This window comes from Pacificibacter marinus (assembly GCF_900109555.1).
Taxonomy (GTDB): Bacteria; Pseudomonadota; Alphaproteobacteria; order Rhodobacterales; family Rhodobacteraceae; genus Celeribacter; species Celeribacter marinus_C.
In genome coordinates this window covers 299,550-321,478 of the sequence record NZ_FNZV01000001.1, presented here as the reverse complement: position 1 = coordinate 321,478, position 21,929 = coordinate 299,550, and the positions used below count along the sequence as shown (strand labels likewise).

Here is a 21,929-nt window from a genome sequence, read left to right as displayed (position 1 = left end):
TACATCAAGACGATTGATAAGATTACTGAACCCTCCAATTTGAAAGACCCTCCACAGGCAATACCATAGCGATATAAACTGAATGTGTGTTTCCTCATATGCACTCAGTTTGTATCGCACAGCTCATAATCGGCATTGCCTGAATTATGCCGCTCTTCCCTCCCCCTGGAAGAGCGGCTTTTTTTGTTGTGCGTTGCTGTCTGCATTGGATCTGTCTTGCCGAGGGGGCATCATTGTCGCAATAAACAACAAACGCCCCCAAGGTGAACTGGGGGCGTTTGATCATTGGTAAAACCTGAAAACAGATGCAGTTTTATGGCGAGATTTTTACCTCAAAGCTTACCGCACCTTGCGACCCAGGCAGATAGGTTCCTGTGCAATCCCAGCGTAGGTTTCCAGCATATCCAGCCACGTTTGCCACAGGCAACCCCACCGTGCACGTTAGGCTGCCGCCCACTGTGATCGGGCTTGGGATCGGACCATCGAGCACGGTATAAGGTGGGGTTTTATCATAGATCGTGACATCCGTCGCAGGCAAAGACGTTGGGTTTTCAAGGTAGATTTTATATTCCAAAACATCTCCCAAAGTTCCGCCGTTGGCGACGGCTTCCACCGAATTTTGCGTGACATTGCGGACCGTTTTACTCAGCTTGAGTGACCCCTGTTGTGCATCCGCTGTCAGGCGATCGGTGTTGCGATCCTGCTCAGTGATGCCAGTCGTGCCATAGGTAGTATCTGCCGTAAGATCAAAAATATAGCTTGAATTTGGCCCCACAGCAGAAGAGGCAGACACCCGTGCAATGACACAAATAAGCGTGTCTGGCGCGATGGTCAAAGGACCTGAAATCACCACATCTGCGGTTCCGTCACAACCGTTGTCTTCAAACAAGGCCACGGTGAATGCGCCCGCAGGGGCTTGAGAAACCACAGTGGTGTCAAAGATCACAGTGCCATCTGCATCGGCGTAGTATTCGTGGCGCAACAGCGCAACTTGACCCGCAGCAATCGCTGCATCTTGCGATTCATTCAGTTTGGCACTTTGGAGCAACCCAACATCAAGTCCTGCGTAATCGGTGTTGGCTGCAGCCGTAAAGCTTAACCGACCATCACGGGTGTCTGTATTGGTTTGCGATGGAAATGCTGTTGGTGTTTCAGAAATCACCAAATGCGCCGCATCTGGCGTCACCACCACAGTCACAACATCGCTGTAGCCTGCTGGCAAGACCAAAGACCATGCGCCGTCAGCTGCCACTTCAGGGGTATCGATCAGCGTGTTCGTGCTGTCAAATACCGATACTGTCGCGGCAGGACTGCCAATTTCAGTGCCGTTTTGTGCCCCGTCAAATGACGTGCCGCCGCCGTTGCCATTGTCGATAAAGACCGTACCAGAAATCACGGCACCTGCGCCTGTGAGCGTCACAGTGGCTTGCGCTTCATCATCATCGGCGATCTCGTCTGACAGATCATCGGTCAGCGGACCAACTGCAGGATCACTGTCTGGATCAGGTAAGCTTGACCCAGTGATTTCCGCCACATTCGTATGCTCGCCCGTGGCGTTCATTGTCACGCGGATCGTCAAAGATGCAGTTGCCCCATTTGCGATGTTGCCAAGAGTCCAAAGACCGGTGCCCTCATCATAGCTGCCTCCAGTGGCGGCCGCATCATCAGAGACATAAGAATACCCATCGGGCAGGCGGTCGATCACGGTCACATCGCTGGCCGCACCTGGGCCATCATTGGTGACGGTGAGAACAAAATCAAACGCTGTGCCTGCATCGGCTTGGGTCAAAGGTACACCACTTGTGTCCTGCGCCAATTTGCTGAGCGACAGATCGGCAGCGGCGGCAACTGTGGCAAAGCCGAAGTCTTGCCCAGATGTGTCTGCACCTGTCGTGACAGTCACACCCGTGAGCGGATTTGTCGTGCTCAAGCTGAGCGCCGCGGGAATATCGGGGTCGGTCTCATCCACTTCAATCCTATAGGTAAGCGTCGCATCGACGGCGGCAAAGCTATAAGTGCCGTCATTGAGCGTCTCGCCAGTTTGGACCAGCACATCATCCGCGATGTCGGTTGGCGTGCCGTTGTCATTATAAAGCGCGACTGTAATGAGTGCGGACAATCCCGTTTCACCCCCATTCAGGGTGCCAGAATTGTCGGTGTCCTCAAAAAGTGTACCGGAAATCGTACCCTCGGCAAAGACGGAAGTCGCATACAGGCTGCCTTTGCGGCACGACGCGCCATCATTGCCAATCGGTGCACTGCCTGTGCCATCAATGGCAAAGAACTGATAACTGGCTGGGCGGGCACCTGCAGCGCCAACCTCAAGACCAAACACTTGACGCGAATTGTTGTCATAGGCGTACAAAAAACCGTTTTCATCCATCCAAACAGAATCGAGTTGCGATGACCCAAAGCCCGCAGGCAAAGGGACATTAGCGGCGACAAGCGTGGTGGTCGTCGCGCCAGATGTGCCGCCTTTTGGGTCCATGGCATAGATGCTGTTGCCATTAGAGATCATATAAATCAGCCCGTCACGGATGTTATAGCTCATGTCTAAGCCATTGGGCGCACCACCCCCTGCATCCAAAACACCCAGATTAACAGGGCTCAATGGATCAGAAATATCAAGCAGTTGATAGCGCCCAGATTGTCCAAGGATGTTGTAGATCATGATTCCGTTTGGAAGAATTTCAAGCGTACTGCCCACTGTGCCGAGACCAAGGCCGGCCATGTCGATCACCGGTTGAACTGCACCAGAATAGGTCACCCTGTGGAGTTGGAACGTGTTGCGCAGAATGCCATAGATATAATTATCCACTTCACTCCACCCCCAGCCTGTTATCCCGTAGTTTCCTGCAAAATCAGGCGGGTACGTGGTGCGCTGGCTGGTGTAGCTGCCGGGGCTACCGGTGATCTGAAGCTTTTCAAGAATGGGTTTGCCATTGCTGGCATAAACCATGAAGAACCCAGTGTCGCAGACCAAAGGCCCGTTTGGATTGGACAGCGTGACGAGGTAGTCTTCGACCTCGCCATCTGCATTGAACCCGTCGAATGGATCAGCGGCCACAGCACTGGACGTGGACCAGCGCAGTCGGGCAAAGGACGTGCCATTGCCAATATCGCTGGGCACCGCAATGTTGAGGCTGATCTGGTTGTTAAACGTGCCATCTGTGTCGCCAAAACCACCATCGCGGTAATCGACAGCGATCTGTTCTGTTGGCTCAAACGTGCCGCTTTGGTCAAAGTCGATCCATAGTTGCAGATTGGTGATCCCTTCGGACACAGGGATGCCAAGTGCTAGCTGAATGCTCAAAGTTTCATTCGTCTGCACCGTTAAAGGCACTGTGCTGCCAGCCACGAGCAATGGGAAACCCGCAATAGAATCTTCGTCGTCATCGCCCGCAAGGTCATCGGCATCGGCCAAGGGACTGTTTTGCGGCGTGACTTCTGTGTCAGGCAGGCCTGCCCCAAGATAAATTGACGGCACGACCGCATGGCGTGGGTCGCCGTAACTTGCAGGCGCATCACCACGGTCGACCAAATCAGCCGCAGCAATCAGCAAAGAATAATCTTCGACCTCTCCATCCACCGCGAATGACACCATGGACAGACCATTTTCGCTGCCATAGCGAAAGCGTGCAAAGGTGGTGGATGTGGTGGCATCCGTCGGTACGGTCACGTTCACTTGGATCACGCCGTCCCCCGCCACAACATCTGCGCCAGTGCCATTGTCACGCAGGTCAGTGGCTATCCGTTCGCTCAAAGCGTCCTCGAACACGCCGTCGCCGTTGAAATCGATCCAAGCCTGAAGATAGCCAAGTCCAGTGACATCAATATCAAGCGTGACATTCACGCCTTGGGTTAAAATGGGAAAGATCACCGCGTCTTCGTCATCGGTTTCCAATAGATCATCTGCGGTGGCCGTCGCATCGGATTGGGGTACAATTTCACTGTCTGGTGGCGTATCGCCCAAATAGATCGTCGGGGTTAGGGATATGCCGTGAGACGCGGTCAAATAGCTGACGGGGGCATCGCCGAAATCTAACCCGTTGCCGTCAAACACCGCGACAGTCACTTTGGCGCGATCACAATCTGTCGGGTCAACAGCGTCGCAGAGTTGATATTCGATGGTGTAGACGCCAGCAGGCACACCCGCTGGTACCAAAACGCTGCCCGCTGCCGCACCAGAAACTTCCAGTGTTGGAACGGGATCGCCTGTGTTTTGCGGCGTTGCTTCGACCAACACCTCAAGCGTTGCCGTGGGAAAGGCAGCAGGCAGGCCATTAATCGTGTCATTGGCCATGACTTCGCCAGCTGTGCCGCCTGCAAGTGCGTTGATTGGTGACGCGGTATAGTCGTCGTCTTCGGCAATCACATCTGGGGACGTGTTGGAAATCGCGCACAAAAGAATGGTCGTGCCGCGGGTCGCATCATTGGTTGAGGTGCCCGTGTATCCGTGGATAAAGCGCGCTTCGACAAACGTGTCGAATTCCATCGTCACATAGTTGTCGAAATTGGTTTCGTTGGGTTCATCAAGCCAGTTTGTCGGATCACCCGTTTTGGCAGGGTCCATTGCTATGGCTGGATTACCCACTGGGAACGAGGCCAAAGGCGCTGTGTTGAAATGATAAATGTTGGTGACAGGATCAAGTGTTCCAACCACGTCAGAGGAATCATCAGAAGTGCCGCGACTGTCCACATCCGTTTGCTGCACCAAAATACCGTTGATCCGGCTTTGATCAATCGCAGTGCCTTGGGGGTTGGCTGTGGTTGCGGTTCCGTCCTGAACAAGGCGCAGGTGGAATGAGACAAACGCATCGTCCGCTGGTGTCATGCGTGCCTCTAGTCCTGTGGAAACGTTTACCGCAGTTGCATCACTGATCTGATCAATCTGGAACACCACATCAATCGGGTTTCCATTCACATCTGTGGTCACATCGTCAAAAAGGAAGACATCTGAAAGAGTCAGGGCACCGGCGCTACCGCTTCCGGCCAATTGTGTGCGCGGTGAGTCAAATATGGACACAGGCGAACAGCTTTGTGGGCCAGATATGGGGCCATTTACGGCACTTGCCACTGAGAGTGACTGAGGATTGGATTGCAGGCGCACAGGAAAGGCTTGGCCGATGGCCCCGATGCCCGCCGTGGCGGTGCTGTCAACCGATCCGGTAATCAAATCTGCGGGTGTCAGCGTGTAAGATGCGCTACACACGACAGTGCCCCCCGGTGCAATCGGGGCAGCGATCGCGGGACACGTCACTGTTCCCAAAAGGCTGTCTTCGATGATTACATCTTGATTGGGATTAAACGGCAGGGCGCCATTGTTGGTCACCGTGTAAGTGTAGGTGACGTTATCCCCAGCAAGGGCGCTTGTTGGCGTAGCGCTTCTGTCCAAAGAGATGCTTTGATCAACGGTGAAATTGGCATTCCCGAACATGCCGATGCCCCGTGCACCGGGGTCATAGTTTGTGAAAACGTTGTAATTTCTTACATTTTGGATACTTTCATCATACCAAAATGTCACTGACGATGTGGCATCTGGGAAACTTGCGCGAACTGTCCCCGTATCGTCATTTGGTGACGTTGGTGAACCAGCTGGCCCATCATTGTAAATACACTGTGCTTGGTTGGCGGTCAGAGCGCCAGTGAGGCCAGATCCCGTTCCGGGCCCTGTGACCAACGTTGGCGTGGCGCTCACTGGAGAAAGTGTTGGGTTTCCGTTGTCGCCAAACGCAGTGATGAAATCACATCTATCTGCAGTGGAATTGTTGTCGTTTGCATCAATGTCAAGCACATCGATTGTTAGATTGTCGACGCGAATAGCAACGCCACCTGAACTTGCCGACACGCTTGAGATGATGCGTGCGTCGCCAATTGCACCTTGGTTTGGGGGTGCATCAGACACAAGGATAAGCGATTCAATATTGCCACCAAAGATAGTAGTGTCATCAGGTGTTGGTGTGATGACACCCGAGCTGTTTCTGTAGGAAATGAAGTCGCCAGAGTGTTCAACCGTGGCGTCCACTTCAAAGCCGTATTGATCTCGCAGAGTCCGCACCAAAGGACCCGTCTCGCCGTCAGGCCAATCAAATGCACTCCAATCGATTGAATAATCACCTGCATCAGACGCAGATGTTCCCATGGTTGCAATAAGCGCGCCAGCACACATCACAGCTAACGAAAATTTGGACACTCTTTTTACGACTGCCGGAAGAACTCTTTGCGCACCCAAGACCTTAACCTCTCATTCATGGTCCCTTTCAAATTGGAAAAGGGACAGGACAGGTACACAGGCAAGCCTTGTTTCCGAGCGACAGGACTGACAGCTTTGAATGCGCACCACATTGCGATGAATGTCGCACGATGCGTCTTGAGGATGCCAAGGTTCACAGGCTCAGTTGGGATAGCTATTGGGGGATAGGGCTATACGTTCGTATTGTTGGTGTGTCGTCGTTTTGAATATTTACGCCAGCCGATGGTTTGATTGCACCGGCTGGCGTGGTGTCAGACAGAGGGGGCTTTAGTTTGCTTTAACCACCATATCACGTGGCATTTCAGAGAAAATCTCTGCGCCTGTTTCGCGCAAGATGACGATTTCTTCCAAGCGGACACCAAAGTCTCCACTGAGATAAACCCCCGGTTCGATTGAGAACACGTTGCCTTGCGCCAGCACCACATCGGAATTCGCAGCAATATAGGGCGGCTCGTGAATATCGATGCCAAGCCCATGCCCCGTGCGGTGCAAAAACTTGTCGCCGTACCCTGCATCGGTGATCACATCACGTGCCGCTTTGTCGATATCACAGGCGCGTACACCGGGTTTTGCGGCGGCAAGCGCGGCTTGTACCGCGCGTTCCACAACGTCAAATACCTCTTGGTAGGCGGGTGTTGGCGTGCCGAAAAATCCGCAACGTGTCATGTCGGACGGGTAGCCATTCAGGCGACAGCCTGTGTCGATCAAGATCGCTGTGTCGGCTGTGAGTTTTGTATCGCCAGAGTAATGATGCGGGAATGCACCAGAGGCCCCAAAGCACACTGAGCAAAATTCTAACGTGGCCCCGTTGGCTTTGTATTGCGCGTGGATCACGGCCTCGATTTCACGCTCGGTTACACCCTGTGCAAGCGCATCAAACGCGGCTTTAACCGCGGTGTCATTGAGCAAATGTGCGGCTTTGATGGCATCGAATTCATCAGCGTCTTTTGACGCACGCAACAAGCCAACGGTGTCGTCGGTAAAGCGACGTCGTGGGGCATCCATTGCATCCAAAAGCCGTAGCGCAAAATCTGTGCGCATGGTTTCATCCAGCACCACCATCAAATCGGGGCCCGTCGCGCCACAATCGTGCAAAAGCGCGTTCAATGCACTTTCGGGGCCTTCGTCATCACGCCACATATGGAATGGCAAATCCGTGGATTGCCGTGCGGCAGCACTGTTGAGCGAGGGCATGAGAAACCCTGCATAGCTTTGGCTGACCAGCAGCATCACAGGGCGTTCATCACCGTGTGGGTGCACATCTGAAAGCCAAGCCATATGGCTTGAGGGGCCAAGCGCCACGAGATCAGTGCCCGTCTGCGCCATACGCGTCCGCAGGTGGGACAGGCGGGATTGGGTGCGAGTGAGTGTCATGCGGACCTCCGAAATGGTCAGGATCAAGGATATGGGAATTGGGTCAGGCCGCCGCATGTCACGGCGACCTGAAGTGTTGATTTAGTCTTTTTCAACAAGGCGGTAGTAGACGTAGTCAGACGTCGCACCATTCACATAACCTGTGACATCTTCGTCCATGGCCACTTGGTATGCGGCTTGGAACATGATGACGATTGGCGATGTTTCTTGCACTTTCTTTTGCAAGTCACGGTACATGTCGAGACGTGTTTCTGCGTCTGTTTCCGACAAAGCGGCCATCGTTTCTTTGTTCATGTCATCCGGCACAGCCCATGCGTTGCGCCATGTTGTGGTCGCTGCATAGGTGTCGTCTGAATTGTCTGAATTATACGCAAAGGCTTTGGCGTTTGAATGTGGGTCCATGAAATCAGGGCCCCAGTACAACAACATAGCTTGGTGCGTGCGTTCACGGTATTTGGTGATCACTTGCGCGCCGGTTCCGGGCAGAATTTCAAAGTTGATCCCAGCATCGGCAAAGCTTGCCTGCAATGACTGCGCCATATCGGTAAAGGGCGGCGCGTTGATCACATCCAAAGAGACGGTGATTGGGGTTTCAATACCAGCCTCTTCCAAGATCGCTTTGGCTTTTTCAGGATCATATGTAAACGGAGTTTCGTCGTATGAACCAGGAAAGCCTTTTGGCCAGAACGCTTGGTGCGTTTCCATCTGACCTTTGATGATCGTGTCTGTCATACCTTTGTAGTTCACAAGGTAACGCGCCGCTTCCCAAACGGCTGGATCAGTCAGGCTTTCGGTCTTTTGGTTGAAAGACAAGAAATGCACAGCAGCCTGCGGAAAGGTTTCAACTTTGATGTCATCATTGTCGAGCGACGCAATTTGATCAGGCGTCAAGTTGCGTGCCAGATCGATGTCACCTTTTTCCAACAACAGTTGTTGTGTCGCGGCTTCTGCCACGTGACGAATGATCACGCTGTCAATTTCTGGTGCGCCGTTGAAATAGGTTTCATTGGCCGTCATGCGGATCATTTGAGCTGGGGCGTAACGATCCAGAACAAAAGGCCCAGAACCAGCAGCATTTTCATTGAGCCAAGCGTTGCCCATATCGCCATCAACCGCATGTTCGTTCACAAGAACGCTGTCAACGATTGAGGCAGGACGAGACGCGAGAACATTGAGCACGAAAGCAGGGGAAAAATCGCCTTCGTATTTCACGGTAACAGTGTTGCCTGTCCCTGTGACCATGTCGTCAAAGTTATCAGCGGTCCAACCAAGCTGAGTCAAAATAAACGCTGGCGTCAGGTTCAGTTTGATCACACGACCGAAAGAAAACACGACATCTTCGGCTGTTAGCGGGTTGCCAGAAGAAAACGTTGCACCATCGCGCAGAGTAAAGGTGATGGTTTTCGCGTCTGCATCGGCATCCCAAGATGTGGCAAGACCCGCCGCCAAAGTGGTGGTGTCTACGGCGTCATATTGCACAAGGCGGTCATAGAGGTTTGTGACCAGCTCGCCAGAGGTGAACTCATAAGCTTGCGCTGGATCGATGGCGACAATGTCATCGATGTTTTGCGCGACAACCAATACCCCATCTGGGGTTTCGGCAAATGCGGCGGGGGCCGCAAGGGGCAGCATTAAAACGCTGGCCAAAAGTGTAGACTTTAAGTGTTTCATAAAAGGCTCCTTCGTTGGGTCATTTAAAAAATACAGGGACAGGTATGGGCGCTTAGATCGCCTCTTGTTTGTGGGACAACTCTGGCAACTCAATGGCGCCAGTGCGGGTCAAAACGGTCAACGTGCCAGTCCAAAGCAGGCGGGCAGGGGCATCCGTTGGATTGCGCCACGCGTGCGGAGTTTGGCCGCTATAATGAAGACAGTCGCCAGCTGTCATGGAAAATGTTTGCCCATCAAGCGTTTGTTCTATTTTGCCCTCAAGGACATAAATAATCTCTTCGCCTTCATGGCTGACTGTCTCGGACACGTAGCCTGCGGGGATATTGAGCAGATAACTTGACAGTTCAGAGCCGGGAAAATTGGCCGCAAGCGCCTCATAAGTGAGTGAGGAATGCGCCAACGAGAAACGCGGGCGCTGGTCAGCGCGGGTCAATCCGTCAGACGGCTTTGGGGTGGCAATAAAGTATTCCAATCCGACATCCAGCGCATCGGCGATTTGCGCCAAAGTCCCCAAAGACGGGGTCGCATTGTCACGTTCGACTTGGCTGAGATACCCGACAGACACACCAGACGCGTTGCACAGCGCCTGAAGCGTCAGGTTCATTTGCTTGCGCCGTTTGCGGATCGCAGATCCGAGTTGAGGTTCGGGTTTTTCTACAGCCATGTGTCTCCAACCTTTCTCTATGAGCATTGCGCCCAATTTTTTTTGTGCCGCGCTTTGGTCTGTGACTGCGCTCAATGTGGATCGTGGCCGCGGTTATATTTTCAGCGGCTTCCTGTAGACGTTACAAAAAAAATTATTGTATGGCAAAAAAAATTTTGTAATTTAAATAAATTGTTTTATGCTTCGAATAGAAACGATGCGCGTTTAGGCAGACTTCTGCACGCAAAGTCTGGATTTTTGACCGTTTGAAAGGTCATGTAAACGTAGATGTGCGGATATAGGAAAGGGGCCCTTGCCCATGAGTACAAACACATCAAAAACGCACCGCGTTAAGGCGATATTGAGCGCGATTGGCGGTTTTGTCATCGTGACGTTGCTGACGTTTGTAGGGCTGATGGCCATTACATTTTTCATTGGTCGTGTGATTCCCATTGATCCGGTTTTGTCCGTCGTTGGCGACCGTGCCACGCAAGAACAATATGACGCTGCAAAGATAGCAATGGGGCTAGATCGCTCGCTGATGGTGCAATTCATCGCATATGTTGGCGACGTGTTCCAAGGCGATCTGGGGCGGTCTGTGTCCACCAATCGTTCTGTGGCCAGCGACCTTGCGCGGGTCTTTCCCGCCACGCTTGAAATGGCGACCCTTGGCATTGCCATCGGGGTTGGTCTTGGCGTGCCTTTGGGCGTTTGGGCTGCCGCGCGTAAAGGCACATGGATCGATCAAATCATCCGCGTCTTTGCATTGTTAGGCTATTCTGTGCCAGCCTTTTGGCTTGGTCTGGTCGGGCTGGTTGTGTTTTACGCCACGCTTGATTGGGTCGCGGGACCCGGTCGCGTGGATATCTTTTACGAGGGGCTTGTGGAACCTCGCACAGGTTTGATGCTGGTCGACGCCGCCTTGGCTGGCGACTGGCAAGTGTTCTGGAATGCGCTCGATCATTTGATTTTGCCCGCAGCGATCCTTGGTTTCTTTTCATTGGCTTACATCGCGCGGATGACCCGCAGTTTTATGCTGGACCAATTGGGCCAAGAATATATCACCACGGCCCGTGTCAAAGGCGTCTCTGAATGGCGGGTGATTTGGGTGCATGGGTTTCGCCCGATCCGCGTGCCGTTGATCACCGTCATAGGCTTGTCCTATGCGGCTTTGTTAGAGGGCTCTGTGATGATCGAAACCGTGTTCAGTTGGCCTGGTATTGGCAACTATCTGACCGTGGCGCTGCTCAACGCGGATATGAACGCTGTGCTTGGATCGACCCTTGTGATTGGGGCGGTTTTCATTCTCATCAACAAACTCTCGGATGTGTTGTACCGCATTCTTGATCCGCGTAGCCGATAGGAGAGCGACATGACCACGGTTCAAAACTGGCTTCTCGACGATTCTCCCAATTCCAAAATCCAAGCCAACCTTGGCAACAGTTACCGCATGTTCCGCGCATTGATGCGCAATCCATTGGCGGTGGTTGGCGGCGTGATTATTTTGACGTTGGTGTTGGCTGCGATTTTCGCGCCATGGATCGCACCGCAAACGCCACTCGGCCAAGATTTGGGCGCACGCCTTTTGCCGCCATCTGCGGCCCATTGGATGGGAACTGACGAACTTGGCCGCGATATTTTCAGTCGCGTTGTTTACGGTGCGCGGATCACTTTGATGATCGTGGCGCTGGTTGCCATCATTTCTGCCCCTTTGGGGCTTTTGATCGGTGCTGTCGCGGGATATTTTGGCGGGTGGATCGACAAAATTCTGATGGGTATCACGGATGTCTTTTTGTCTATGCCTAAGCTGATCCTTGCTTTGGCTTTTGTGGCCGCATTAGGACCCGGAATTGAGAACGCGATTATTGCTATCGCGATCACATCTTGGCCTGCTTATGCGCGTATCGCGCGGGCCGAAACGATGACCTTTCGCAACTCTGAATTCATTTCAGCCACGCGCCTTTTGGGCGGGTCGCACACGCGTATCATTGTGCGTCATGTGTTGCCGTTGTGTACGTCGTCGATGATTGTGCGTGTGACGCTTGATATGGCTGGGATCATTTTGACCGCCGCGGGTCTGGGCTTTTTGGGGCTTGGTGCACAGCCACCGTTGCCTGAATGGGGTGCTATGATTTCACGCGGGCGGACCTTTATTTTGGATCAATGGTGGGTTGCGACCATGCCCGGATTTGCGATCATTCTTGTGTCGCTCGGGTTTTGTTTTCTGGGCGATGGCCTGCGTGATGTTTTGGACCCCAAACAAGGAGGCAAATCATGAGCGCGCCGTTACTTGAAGTTGAAAATCTGCGTGTCAGTTTCCCAACGCCTGCGGGACGTGTGGATGTGGTCAAAGGCCTGTCTTTCACGTTGGGCCGTGAGCGGCTTGGTATTGTCGGCGAAAGCGGGTCTGGAAAATCGATGACAGGGCGTGCTATTTTGCGCCTGATCCGCAGTCCGGGGCGTCAAAGCGCCGATCGTTTGGTGTTTGATGGGATCGACCTTCAGGCGCAATCAGAACGCGGTATGCGCAAGCTGCGTGGGGCGCGGATTTCGATGATCATGCAGGATCCGAAATTCTCACTTAATCCTGTGATGACGGTCGGGGATCAGATCGCTGAAGCTTTAAAAACCCACGAAAGTCTTGCCCGCAAAGATGTGGGCGCGCGGGTTCTTGAGATGTTGCATTCTGTGCGCATCAATGACCCCGAGCGGGTGATTGGCCTTTACCCCCACGAAGTTTCTGGCGGTATGGGACAGCGGATCATGATTGCGATGATGCTGATCCCGCAACCTGATTTATTGATCGCGGATGAACCGACTTCTGCGTTGGATGTGTCCGTACAGGCGCAGGTTTTGGATTTGATCGACGAATTGGTGCGCGAAAAAGGCATGGGGCTTATCTTGATCTCTCATGATCTCAATCTTGTGGCGCGTTATTGTGACCGTATTTTGGTGATGCACGCGGGGCAGGTGGTCGAAAGCTGTGCCGCCGCTGATCTGTATCAAGCGACGCATCCCTACACCCGTGGTCTTTTGGCCGCGGTTCCGAAAATGGAAGAGACACGTGATGAACTTCCGGTGCTCGACCGCAGCGAATGGAGTGGTACATGACCGCGATTTCACTGAAAAACCTCGACATTTCCTATGGTCCCACCAAAGTTGTGCAGGGGGTGAATTTCGATGTGGCCGAGGGCGAAAGCTTTGCTTTGGTTGGCGAAAGCGGATCGGGAAAGTCCACTGTTCTTAAAGCTATAGCAGGTTTGGCGCCTGAGTGGACGGGTGAGATTTCTGTGCTGGGTGAGGCACGCAGTCATACTGTGGATCGTGGGTTTGCGACGCGGTGTCAGATGGTGTTTCAAGACCCCTATGGATCGCTGCATCCGCGCAAATCTGTGGACACTGTGCTGTCTGAGCCCCTGATGATCCACGGGCTTGGCAATCGCAATCAACGTGTGATTGACATGCTTGCCGCTGTCGGGCTGGATCAACGGTTTCGGTTTCGGTTTCCGCATCAGCTTTCCGGTGGGCAACGCCAAAGGGTCGCGATTGCGCGCGCTTTGATGTTGGAACCAAAAGTGATGTTGCTGGATGAACCGACGTCGGCGTTGGATGTATCCGTGCAAGCCGAAATTCTAAATTTACTTAAAAGACTGCGCCGCGAACAAGGGCTGACCTATTTGATGGTGACCCATAATTTGCCCGTCGTGAGTTTTATGTGTGATCGCATGGCTGTGATGAACAAAGGGCGCATTGTTGAAATCGCCCCTGCGTCTGCGCTTTATGACGGCAACTTTTCCGACCCGTATTCCCAATCTCTCTACGCTGCCTCAGGTGGCAATCCAGACCGCAAGGACATCGCATGACCAACATGACCAAAGCCCTTAAAGCCTTTGAAAAATCGCTCTCTGAGGCCACGACTGATACTGCTGCTTATGACGCGTTATGTGCGTTGACCAAGGCGACTGTGGGCGCAAAATTGTTCACGGTGATGACCGCTGATATGGACGCGATGTTGGCGCGCCGTGCCTATACCGATGATGCAAAAAACTACCCGACGTCTGGGACCAAGCCGATTGAAATAGATCGCTGGTTTGAGACGGTGCATGGGCAACATGAGTGTTTCGTCGCAAATACGCTTGCGGATATCGACACCGTATTTCCAGATTCAGAATTGATTGGAAAGCTCGGCTGTGGCTCCGTGATTAACCTACCGGTCATCCTAAAAGGGGACATGGTTGCAACGGTGAATATCTTGCACGAGGAAGAATACTACACACCTGAACGTGTCGCGTTGGCGCAAGACATTCTCACTTTGCCTGCAATGGCTGTGATGGCGTTCATTCGCGCGGTATAACGGATCATCTATAGGTTTTGGCATCCATGAGGCGCTCTTGATAGAGGTGCTGCATGGATGCCTGAGAGCAAATTTTGGCGCGTGTTAGTTTGTGGCGGTCTGCGTTTCGCGGCGCAGCAAATAGAACGATGCTGCAACGATTAATGCCGATCCAATCCACATTGATCCCGGCGGAATAAACCCGAACACGACGATACCGAAGCCGACATTCAGTGGCAGCTTCAAGTGATCAAATGGCTGCAAATAGGCCGCATCGGCAGAGCTATACGCCTTTGTGAGTGCATATTGGGCCAAAGCTGTCATCAATCCTGCAGCGATCAAAAGCACCCATGCGCTGCCCAAGCTTGGCGATACGCCATCGCTTAGGGCAAGGCCTGCGTTGATGGGGGTCAAAAGTAGCAGCAGATAGGTCGTTAGAGATTCAGGTGTTTCCGTTCTGGTCAGGTATTTCGTCATCAATGACGCAAGTGCCCACATCACAGCTGCGGCGATGGCCACCAAAGCATAAACACTGAAGTCTTCCGACCATGGGGCTAGGATGATCATGCCACCTATAAAGCCGACAATGACGGCACACCAGCGTGCAAAGCTGATCGTTTCACGCAGAAATACGCCAGCCCCAAAGGTGACAAAAAAAGGCGAGAGCATAATCAAAGCAATGGCTTGCCAGATTGGCACATGCGCAAGGCTCATCACCCAAAGCTGAACACCCGCGGCGGCCATAATGACGCGCGCGACGTGAATGAAGGGATTGGATGTTTTCATCGCTCTGATGCCTTTTGTCAAAAGCCAAGGCACAGAAAACCCAAGCGCGATGAGATATTGCCAGAAAGCGACTGTCGCTGGCGGTAGGCCCAAAATCATCGTGCTGTATTGAACGAGTGTGTTGATGACGGCGAATAAAATTCCGGCGATCAGCATAAATGATGCCCCCACGTATGCGGGCGAAACAGTAGAATAGAAACGAGTCATGGCGCGGTCCTTTCGTTTACGCTCATAACTCAAGGCAAACAGGACCAAGGCGCAGAGGGTTCCCCCCCGTGTGCCTTATTTCCCGCTCTCTTTCATCCGGACTATGACCGTCGGCTTTGGAATCACACCAAATCTGCTGACCTTCGTCAAAAAACGAAGCGCTCGCGGGCTTACAGGAATCCTGCTCACCGCCGGTGGGGAATTGCACCCCGCCCTGAGAACGATGCAGCCACCAGTGGCTACAAGATGACACTTAGTACACTTATTATTCAGGAACAATATTGTTTGGTAGGGGGGCTAAGGGGCGCACCCACGCAAGAACAACGCTATCGCCAGTTCACGGCGACGCGCCACTTCGGCGTCTTCAAGGCTTGCCTCGCCCGGATGTAGCAGGCGCGTGAGGGTGTTCTTAAATGCCATATCTAAAAGCATCTCAGCCGCCATATCTGCATTGATATCGGTCAGAACAATGTCACCACTTTCAACAGCGCGTAAAATTTCAGCACGAATAAAGCCGATCAGGGCGCCATGTCCATTTGCATATAACTTTTGTGCCAAAACCGGATAGGTTTGTGCTTTAGCGATGATGGATCTTAGAAACTCCAGCTTGTTGGCTTCGCACCCTGGTGGGGCGTTGATCTGTAGTAAGATCGATAATCTTTCATGCAGGGGGCGCTGTGCATCTTCGGCGCTGAGCGGTAAGAAAATGGTACGTGAGACGTAAATAATGGCCTTAACCAGCAAATCTTCGCGGTTTTTGAAGTGTTCATAGACAGTGCGTTTTGACATCCCTGCGGCACGTGCGATTGCGGCCATCGTTACATCGTCAAACGGTATGTCTAAGAGCATTTGAGCTGCGACACGCAAAATCACAGCCTCTCGGGCAGAGTTCGGCATTTGTGGCGGGCGGCCACGCCTCATTTTGGCGCAACACGTTGGGTCGGCAGAAAATTCGTCTTGTGTCGTCATAGCGCTGTTCCTACCGCCACTTTTGGACGTGGCCTCACATTATCCATACCAATTACACTTTACAAAACTATCGGGTTTCCTTATTCCTTATGCAAGAGTATTTTTAGCTCATCGTTCACGCGGCTCATAGAATATCGCGGGCCTTCCCTGTTTCAAGACCGATCCCATGATCGCCCAATCCATTGGAGCCATCCTCAATGCCTCGTTCACATATTGCTCGGTTGGGTAAATTGCCAGCCGCGCTCATCTTTGCCGTTACTTTGCCCCTGAGCGCGTTTGCTCAAGAAGGCCGTCCCCCGACCGCAGTGACTGTCGTGACGCTGGAAGCCCATGATGTGACTTTAACGGCCTCTCTTCCTGGTCGTGTTGCTGCGTCATCAGAAGCCGAAGTTCGCCCGCAGGTGAATGGTATCATCCGCGAGCGTTTGTATGTCGAAGGCCGGCCTGTGGCCAAAGGCGATTTGCTGTACCGCATTGATGCTGCGTCCTATGAGGCGCAAAAAGCATCCGCAGAAGCGCTGTTGGCACAGGCCAACGCGTCGTTGAAGTCGGCGCAGCGGGAATTTGACCGTCAGCAAGAATTGAAATCGCGGAATGTTGTATCTCAACAGAATTTCGACAACGCGATTTCTGCGCTTGAGCTTGCTAAGGCCAGCGTCAAAGTTGCCGAAGCTCAAGTTCTGACAACCGAAATTGATCTGGAGCGCACAGATATTCGCGCCCCCATTGCTGGGCTTGCAGGGTTGAGCGATGTCAGCCAGGGCGCGCTTGTGACTTCTGGTCAGGCCACACCTTTGACCATCATTCGTACGATCGATCCTGTTCATGTGGATGTGACCCAAGCGGCCGCAGACATCTTGCGCTGGCGTCGTGCGGGGGGCGGTGCAAATTTCGCTGAAGAGCTTGGCAAAACTGTCACGCTTGAGCTGGCTGATGGGTCTATTTATGAACACCAAGGTGAACTTTCTGCTGCTGAACCTCATGTGAGCGAAGGCACGGGCACCATTGTGCTCAGATTGTCCTTTGCCAATCCCGAAGGTTTTCTATTGCCCGGTATGTACGTGCAGGTTGAGATGCCTCAAGGTGTGGTGAAAGACGCAATTTTGGTTCCACAAGAAGCAGTTACACGTGATCGGCGTGGTGAACCTATGGCGCTGGTCGTCAATGCCGACAATGTTGTCGAACAACGCGCTTTGACCGTTTTGCGTGATCACGGTACGGATTGGGTCGTGACAGATGGCCTTGTCTCTGGTGATCGTGTCATTGTCGCAGGACTGCAAAAAACGGCAGCCGGCGCGACAGTGTCTCCACAAGAACAAGAGGCCGCTGCGCCTCTCGTTGAAAACAATTAAGCTCAGATTTGAGAGTATCCCATGGCCCGTTTTTTCATTGACCGCCCAATTTTCGCATGGGTGATTTCGATCCTCATTATGGGGCTCGGACTCTTGTCTATCTACACGCTTCCAGTGGCGCAGTATCCCCAGATTGCGCCGCCTTCGGTGACGATTAATGCGACCTACCCTGGTGCGTCAGCGGACACTGTCGCGAACACAGTCACGCAAATCATCGAACAACAGATGACCGGTCTTGATGGGATGCGCTACGTTTCATCCTCGTCAACATCATCGGGGTCTGCATCGATTTCACTGACGTTTGAGACGGGCACTGACCCTGATATTGCGCAGGTTCAGGTGCAAAACAAACTGTCGCAAGCCACGGCATTGTTGCCCGAGGCTGTGCAGCGTCAAGGTGTGACGGTGCAAAAATCTTCGGCTGGTTTCCTTATGGTTATCGGGTTGATTTCCGAAGACGGCAGCATGGATCAAGCGGATTTGTCAGACTATCTCAATTCCAATCTTGTGGATGCTTTCAGTCGGATCGAAGGTGTTGGTGGCACTCAGGTGTTTGGTGCAAGATATGCGATGCGGATTTGGCTTGATCCTTCCAAACTTGCCGCTTTCGATATGACACCTTCTGATGTGGTGTCATCTGTTTCTGCTCAGAATGCTCAAATTTCAGCTGGGTCTTTTGGCTCACTTCCCTCGGTTGACGGCCAAGCCTTTACAGCGACCATCACAGCGCAATCGCTTTTGGAAACACCAGAAGATTTCCGCAACATCATCTTGCGATCAGAAGGTGACGGTGGACTTGTGTTGCTCGAAGATGTGGCCCGTGTCGAAATCGGCGCGGAAAACTACATGACCATCGCCAAATACAACGGCAGCCCCGCATCTGGGATGGCGGTTCAGTTGGCGCCAGGGGCCAACGCGCTAGATACATCAAGACTCGTCCGTGCGATGATTGAGGATTACGCAGAATTTTTCCCTGAAGGCGTTACCTATGTCATTCCGTATGACACCACGCCTTTCGTCGAAATTTCGATCCATGAAGTGCAAAAAACGCTGATCGAGGCGATCGTGCTCGTATTTTTCGTGATGCTGCTGTTTTTGCAAAACCTACGTGCCACGCTTATCCCGACCCTTGCGGTGCCTGTTGTTATTCTTGGGACATTCGCGATCCTTGCAGTCTTTGGATATACGATCAACGTTTTGACCATGCTCGCTTTGGTTCTGGCCATTGGCCTGCTTGTTGATGACGCCATTGTTGTGGTGGAAAACGTCGAACGGATCATGGAAGAAGAGGGGCTGTCGCCCCGTGAAGCGACCCGTAAATCAATGGATCAAATCACCGGCGCGCTGGTGGGGATTGCTCTTGTGATTTCTGCCGTGTTCATTCCGATGGCCTTTTTCGGTGGCTCTACTGGTGTGATTTACCGACAATTTTCGGTGACCATTGTGTCTGCGATGATGTTGTCTGTTTTGGTGGCGCTGACTTTGACACCGGCCTTGTGTGCCACTTTGTTGAAAAGCAAGAGTGCCCATCACACGGCGCGCGGCCCATTTGGCCTGTTCAACCGCGGCTTTGAAAAACTTGCTGGCGGATATGGTTGGACCGTGAACTTTGTCATCCGCCGTCCTTTGCGGATGTTCTTGGTTTATCTCGCCATGAGTGCGGGCATTGTTTGGCTCTTTTTGCAAACTCCGACAGGCTTTTTGCCGGATGAAGATCAGGGCATCATGCTTGCGTTGGTTCAAGGACCTGCAGGCACCACGGCTGAAAATACGCTGAAAGCAACGCAGCAGATTCAAGATCACTTCCTCAATGCCGAAAGTGACAATGTAGATTCCATGTTCAGTGTTGCAGGGTTCTCATTTGCGGGTGCAGGGCAAAACAACGGTCTTGCGTTTGTTCGGTTGAAAGATTGGGAAGAGCGTACGAACCCCGGACAATCGGTTCAAGCCATCGCTGGGCGTGCTTTTCCGGTGATGATGGGTATTCAAGAGGCCATGGCCTTTCCCATCGTTCCACCTGCTGTGACGGAACTTGGCAACGTGTCTGGTTTTGATTTTTACCTGCAAGCACAGGGTGGTCAGTCGCATGAACAACTTCTTGAAGCGCGCAATATGGTTTTGGGGATGGCTGCACAAAGCCCGCTCATCGCCTCTGCACGTCCATCAGGACTTGAGGATGCGACGCAGTTCAAGCTCGATATTGATTGGCGTGCTGCTGGCGCAATGGGCGTATCGCCGACAACCGTGGGCAACACTTTGGCGATTGCTATGGCTGGGACCTATGTCAACGACTTCAACGACAATGGCCGCACAAAACGGGTCTTTGTGCAAGGCGAAGCCAGTTCACGGGCAACTCCATCTGATTTGCAAAAGTGGCGGGTACGCAACTCTGCGGGCCAATTGGTGCCATTTTCCAACTTTTCCAGTGAACGTTGGGTTTACGGTGCCCAAGGCCTAAACCGCTACAACGGTTCACCAGCGATGCAAATCCAAGGGTCGCCCGCACCGGACGTCACCACAGGCGAAGCCATGCTGGAAATCGAAAGTTTTGTCGAACAAATGCCAGGGTTCTCTGTCGCATGGACGGGGCTGTCACTGGAAGAACGTGAATCTGGGTCACAGGCGCCAATGCTTTACGCATTGTCACTTGCCGCGATTTTCTTTTGTCTTGCAGCGCTTTACGAAAGCTGGGCGATCCCGTTTTCTGTCATGCTGGCCATGCCTGTTGGGATTTTGGGTACGCTGTTTACCGCGTGGCACTTTGGGTTCCAGAACGGGGTCTTTTTCCAAGTGGGCCTTTTGACCGTTATCGGGCTGACCGGCAAAAACGCAATTCTTATTGTCGAATTTGCCCGTGAACAGGTCGAGAGCGGCAAGGATATGTATGATGCTGTTTTGACGGCGGCGCGGTTGCGGTTCCGTCCGATCATCATGACCTCTTTGGCCTTTTCTTTGGGGGTTGTGCCACTGGTACTGTCCTCAGGTGCGGGGTCCGGTGGACGTCGCTCAATCGGGGCCGCTGTACTTGGTGGGACGATCACAGGGACCGTTCTGGGCATCATCTTTGTGCCGCTCTTCTTTATCTTGGTGAATAAAACGCTTGGTCGTAAAAAGCCAAAGAGCGCCTGATCAAGAGCGGTATATATCGCATCTGTAGATAATTTTTTTAAGGGCGCAGCATTATGTCTGCGCCCTTAATGCATTCTACTCAACAAGATAATCAGTATACGGCCTCTAGGCCTTGCGGCTTGAGTGAGGGCAATACGATGACCGAAGCGCCGTGAATAGCGCGGTCATACAGGTCAATCACGTCTTGGTTGAGCATTCGGATACACCCCGATGATACGGCCATGCCTAGTTCCCAAGGTGAAGCATCCCCGTGCACGCGGTACAGCGTATCCACGCCGTTTTGAAAGAGATACAGCGCCCGTGCACCCAAAGGATTGCCTGGCCCTGGGTCCATCCCGCCATTGGCGACAGAATAGGGTTCCAAGTCAGGCTGGCGTTCAATCATCGTGGCGGGCACCTTCCATCGGGGCCATTCACGGCGAAACTGCAGCCGTGCTGTGCCCTGCCAAGAAAACCCCGCAGCCCCCACGCTCACCCCATAACGGATCGCCACGTCAGGCGACTTTATAAAGTGAAGAAAACCTGCATCGGGATCGATGACGATCGTACCTTTGGCATATTTAGGCCAAGGGTTCACTACATCTTGTCGCCAAAACTCTGGCGCAAGAGAGCCTTCTTGAATGGCAGGAACAGGAAAGGGTTCGGTGGTGATTGCGTCGTAAAAATCGGGAAGCGGCGGGTATATAGGCGCGGCCACCTGAACATCTGGCGTATCGATCTGAGGGGCAGCGCAGGCGACAAGCCCAGCCATCGCCCCCAAGGCGACAAAGCTGCGTCGAGTTAACATGTGATTATCCTTTTCAGTCTGAATGGGGGGTGCTGCGCACCGTGCCTGAGTTCAGAATAAACGGGGTGGTTGTTTAGGTGGGGCAGTGCTGCGTTCCTGCATGGACCAATTCACGATTGATCTGTGGGCCGTGGGCGCAGGAACCTTCACGACAACAGTTAAGGTATCGGTCACAAGCGCACGATCAGGGGCGCAGGGTGATCCCGGTAATGTCGCTGTGCGGCACTTTTTCTTGATGGTGACTTCAATGGGGGTCTTATTTTGCACAACCGCGCTGACAATATCGCCCTCAATTTGCATCGTTGCGTAGAGATCGAGCGGGATCGTGCGGGCCTGTATGTGGCCAGCATAGGCCCCCCAAGGCATCATCAACACGCTCATCAAAAGCGATATAAGGTAACGGTTTATACGCATAGGCAACATTT

15 protein-coding genes and 1 riboswitch are annotated in these 21,929 nt (G+C 52.9%); of the genes, 7 read left to right on the top strand and 8 right to left on the bottom strand.

The genetic code is table 11. The features are described 5' to 3' along the window. Positions 1-313: 313 nt before the first annotated feature. The 4 genes from BM025_RS01485 to BM025_RS01470 form a co-directional block, all read right to left on the bottom strand. Positions 314-6,193, bottom strand: coding sequence for a DUF11 domain-containing protein (locus BM025_RS01485; RefSeq protein WP_244515387.1), 5,880 nt, complete (start codon positions 6,191-6,193; stop codon positions 314-316). 327 nt (positions 6,194-6,520) lie between these two features. Continuing rightward, positions 6,521-7,627 carry a M24 family metallopeptidase gene (locus BM025_RS01480; RefSeq protein WP_085847252.1) on the bottom strand — a complete coding sequence of 369 codons (1,107 nt, stop codon included), beginning with the start codon at positions 7,625-7,627 and terminating at the stop codon, positions 6,521-6,523. 81 nt (positions 7,628-7,708) lie between these two features. Then, the gene (locus BM025_RS01475) at positions 7,709-9,298 is read right to left on the bottom strand and encodes an ABC transporter substrate-binding protein (protein WP_085847253.1); all 1,590 of its coding nucleotides are present in this window, start codon (positions 9,296-9,298) and stop codon (positions 7,709-7,711) included. 52 nt (positions 9,299-9,350) lie between these two features. After that, on the bottom strand, positions 9,351-9,962 hold the full coding sequence (locus BM025_RS01470) for a helix-turn-helix domain-containing protein (protein WP_085847254.1): 612 nt from the start codon (positions 9,960-9,962) through the stop codon (positions 9,351-9,353). A 298-nt stretch (positions 9,963-10,260) separates the two neighbouring features. Here BM025_RS01470 and BM025_RS01465 point away from each other — a divergent pair, with 298 nt between their 5' ends. The 5 genes from BM025_RS01465 to BM025_RS01445 are packed head-to-tail and all read left to right on the top strand — an operon-like array spanning position 10,261 to position 14,295. After that, positions 10,261-11,304, top strand: a complete 1,044-nt coding sequence (locus BM025_RS01465) for an ABC transporter permease (RefSeq protein WP_085847255.1) — start codon at positions 10,261-10,263, stop codon at positions 11,302-11,304. Between the two features lie 9 nt (positions 11,305-11,313). After that, positions 11,314-12,219, top strand: coding sequence for an ABC transporter permease (locus tag BM025_RS01460; RefSeq protein ID WP_085847256.1), 906 nt, complete (start codon positions 11,314-11,316; stop codon positions 12,217-12,219). Further along, positions 12,213-13,052: an ABC transporter ATP-binding protein gene (locus BM025_RS01455; RefSeq protein ID WP_211753548.1), complete on the top strand. Its 840-nt coding sequence runs from the start codon at positions 12,213-12,215 to the stop codon at positions 13,050-13,052. The genes BM025_RS01460 and BM025_RS01455 overlap by 7 nt, the downstream gene beginning before the upstream one ends. Further along, on the top strand, positions 13,049-13,804 hold the full coding sequence (locus BM025_RS01450; RefSeq protein WP_085847258.1) for an ABC transporter ATP-binding protein: 756 nt from the start codon (positions 13,049-13,051) through the stop codon (positions 13,802-13,804). The genes BM025_RS01455 and BM025_RS01450 overlap by 4 nt, the downstream gene beginning before the upstream one ends. Next, the gene (locus BM025_RS01445; RefSeq protein WP_085847259.1) at positions 13,801-14,295 is read left to right on the top strand and encodes a GAF domain-containing protein; all 495 of its coding nucleotides are present in this window, start codon (positions 13,801-13,803) and stop codon (positions 14,293-14,295) included. Before BM025_RS01450 ends, BM025_RS01445 begins: the two co-directional genes overlap by 4 nt. An 84-nt stretch (positions 14,296-14,379) precedes the next feature. Here the strand turns inward: BM025_RS01445 and BM025_RS01440 are convergent, their stop codons facing one another. Together BM025_RS01440 and BM025_RS01435 are read right to left on the bottom strand one after the other, a co-directional pair. Further along, on the bottom strand, positions 14,380-15,267 hold the full coding sequence (locus BM025_RS01440) for a DMT family transporter (protein WP_085847260.1): 888 nt from the start codon (positions 15,265-15,267) through the stop codon (positions 14,380-14,382). 80 nt (positions 15,268-15,347) lie between these two features. Next, positions 15,348-15,493: riboswitch (FMN riboswitch) on the bottom strand. Between the two features lie 71 nt (positions 15,494-15,564). Next, complete coding sequence (locus BM025_RS01435; RefSeq protein ID WP_085847261.1) at positions 15,565-16,236, bottom strand: TetR/AcrR family transcriptional regulator; 672 nt, start codon at positions 16,234-16,236, stop codon at positions 15,565-15,567. Positions 16,237-16,433: 197 nt separating this feature from the next. Between BM025_RS01435 and BM025_RS01430 the strand changes: the two genes are divergently transcribed. Continuing rightward, the gene (locus BM025_RS01430; RefSeq protein WP_085847262.1) at positions 16,434-17,588 is read left to right on the top strand and encodes an efflux RND transporter periplasmic adaptor subunit; all 1,155 of its coding nucleotides are present in this window, start codon (positions 16,434-16,436) and stop codon (positions 17,586-17,588) included. Between the two features lie 21 nt (positions 17,589-17,609). Beyond that, positions 17,610-20,717: an efflux RND transporter permease subunit gene (locus BM025_RS01425; protein WP_085847263.1), complete on the top strand. Its 3,108-nt coding sequence runs from the start codon at positions 17,610-17,612 to the stop codon at positions 20,715-20,717. 91 nt (positions 20,718-20,808) lie between these two features. Here the strand turns inward: BM025_RS01425 and BM025_RS01420 are convergent, their stop codons facing one another. Together BM025_RS01420 and BM025_RS01415 are read right to left on the bottom strand one after the other, a co-directional pair. Then, the gene (locus tag BM025_RS01420; RefSeq protein ID WP_085847264.1) at positions 20,809-21,504 is read right to left on the bottom strand and encodes a L,D-transpeptidase; all 696 of its coding nucleotides are present in this window, start codon (positions 21,502-21,504) and stop codon (positions 20,809-20,811) included. Between the two features lie 51 nt (positions 21,505-21,555). Then, positions 21,556-21,918, bottom strand: coding sequence for a hypothetical protein (locus BM025_RS01415; protein WP_139204523.1), 363 nt, complete (start codon positions 21,916-21,918; stop codon positions 21,556-21,558). Between the last annotated feature and the right edge of the window lie 11 nt (positions 21,919-21,929).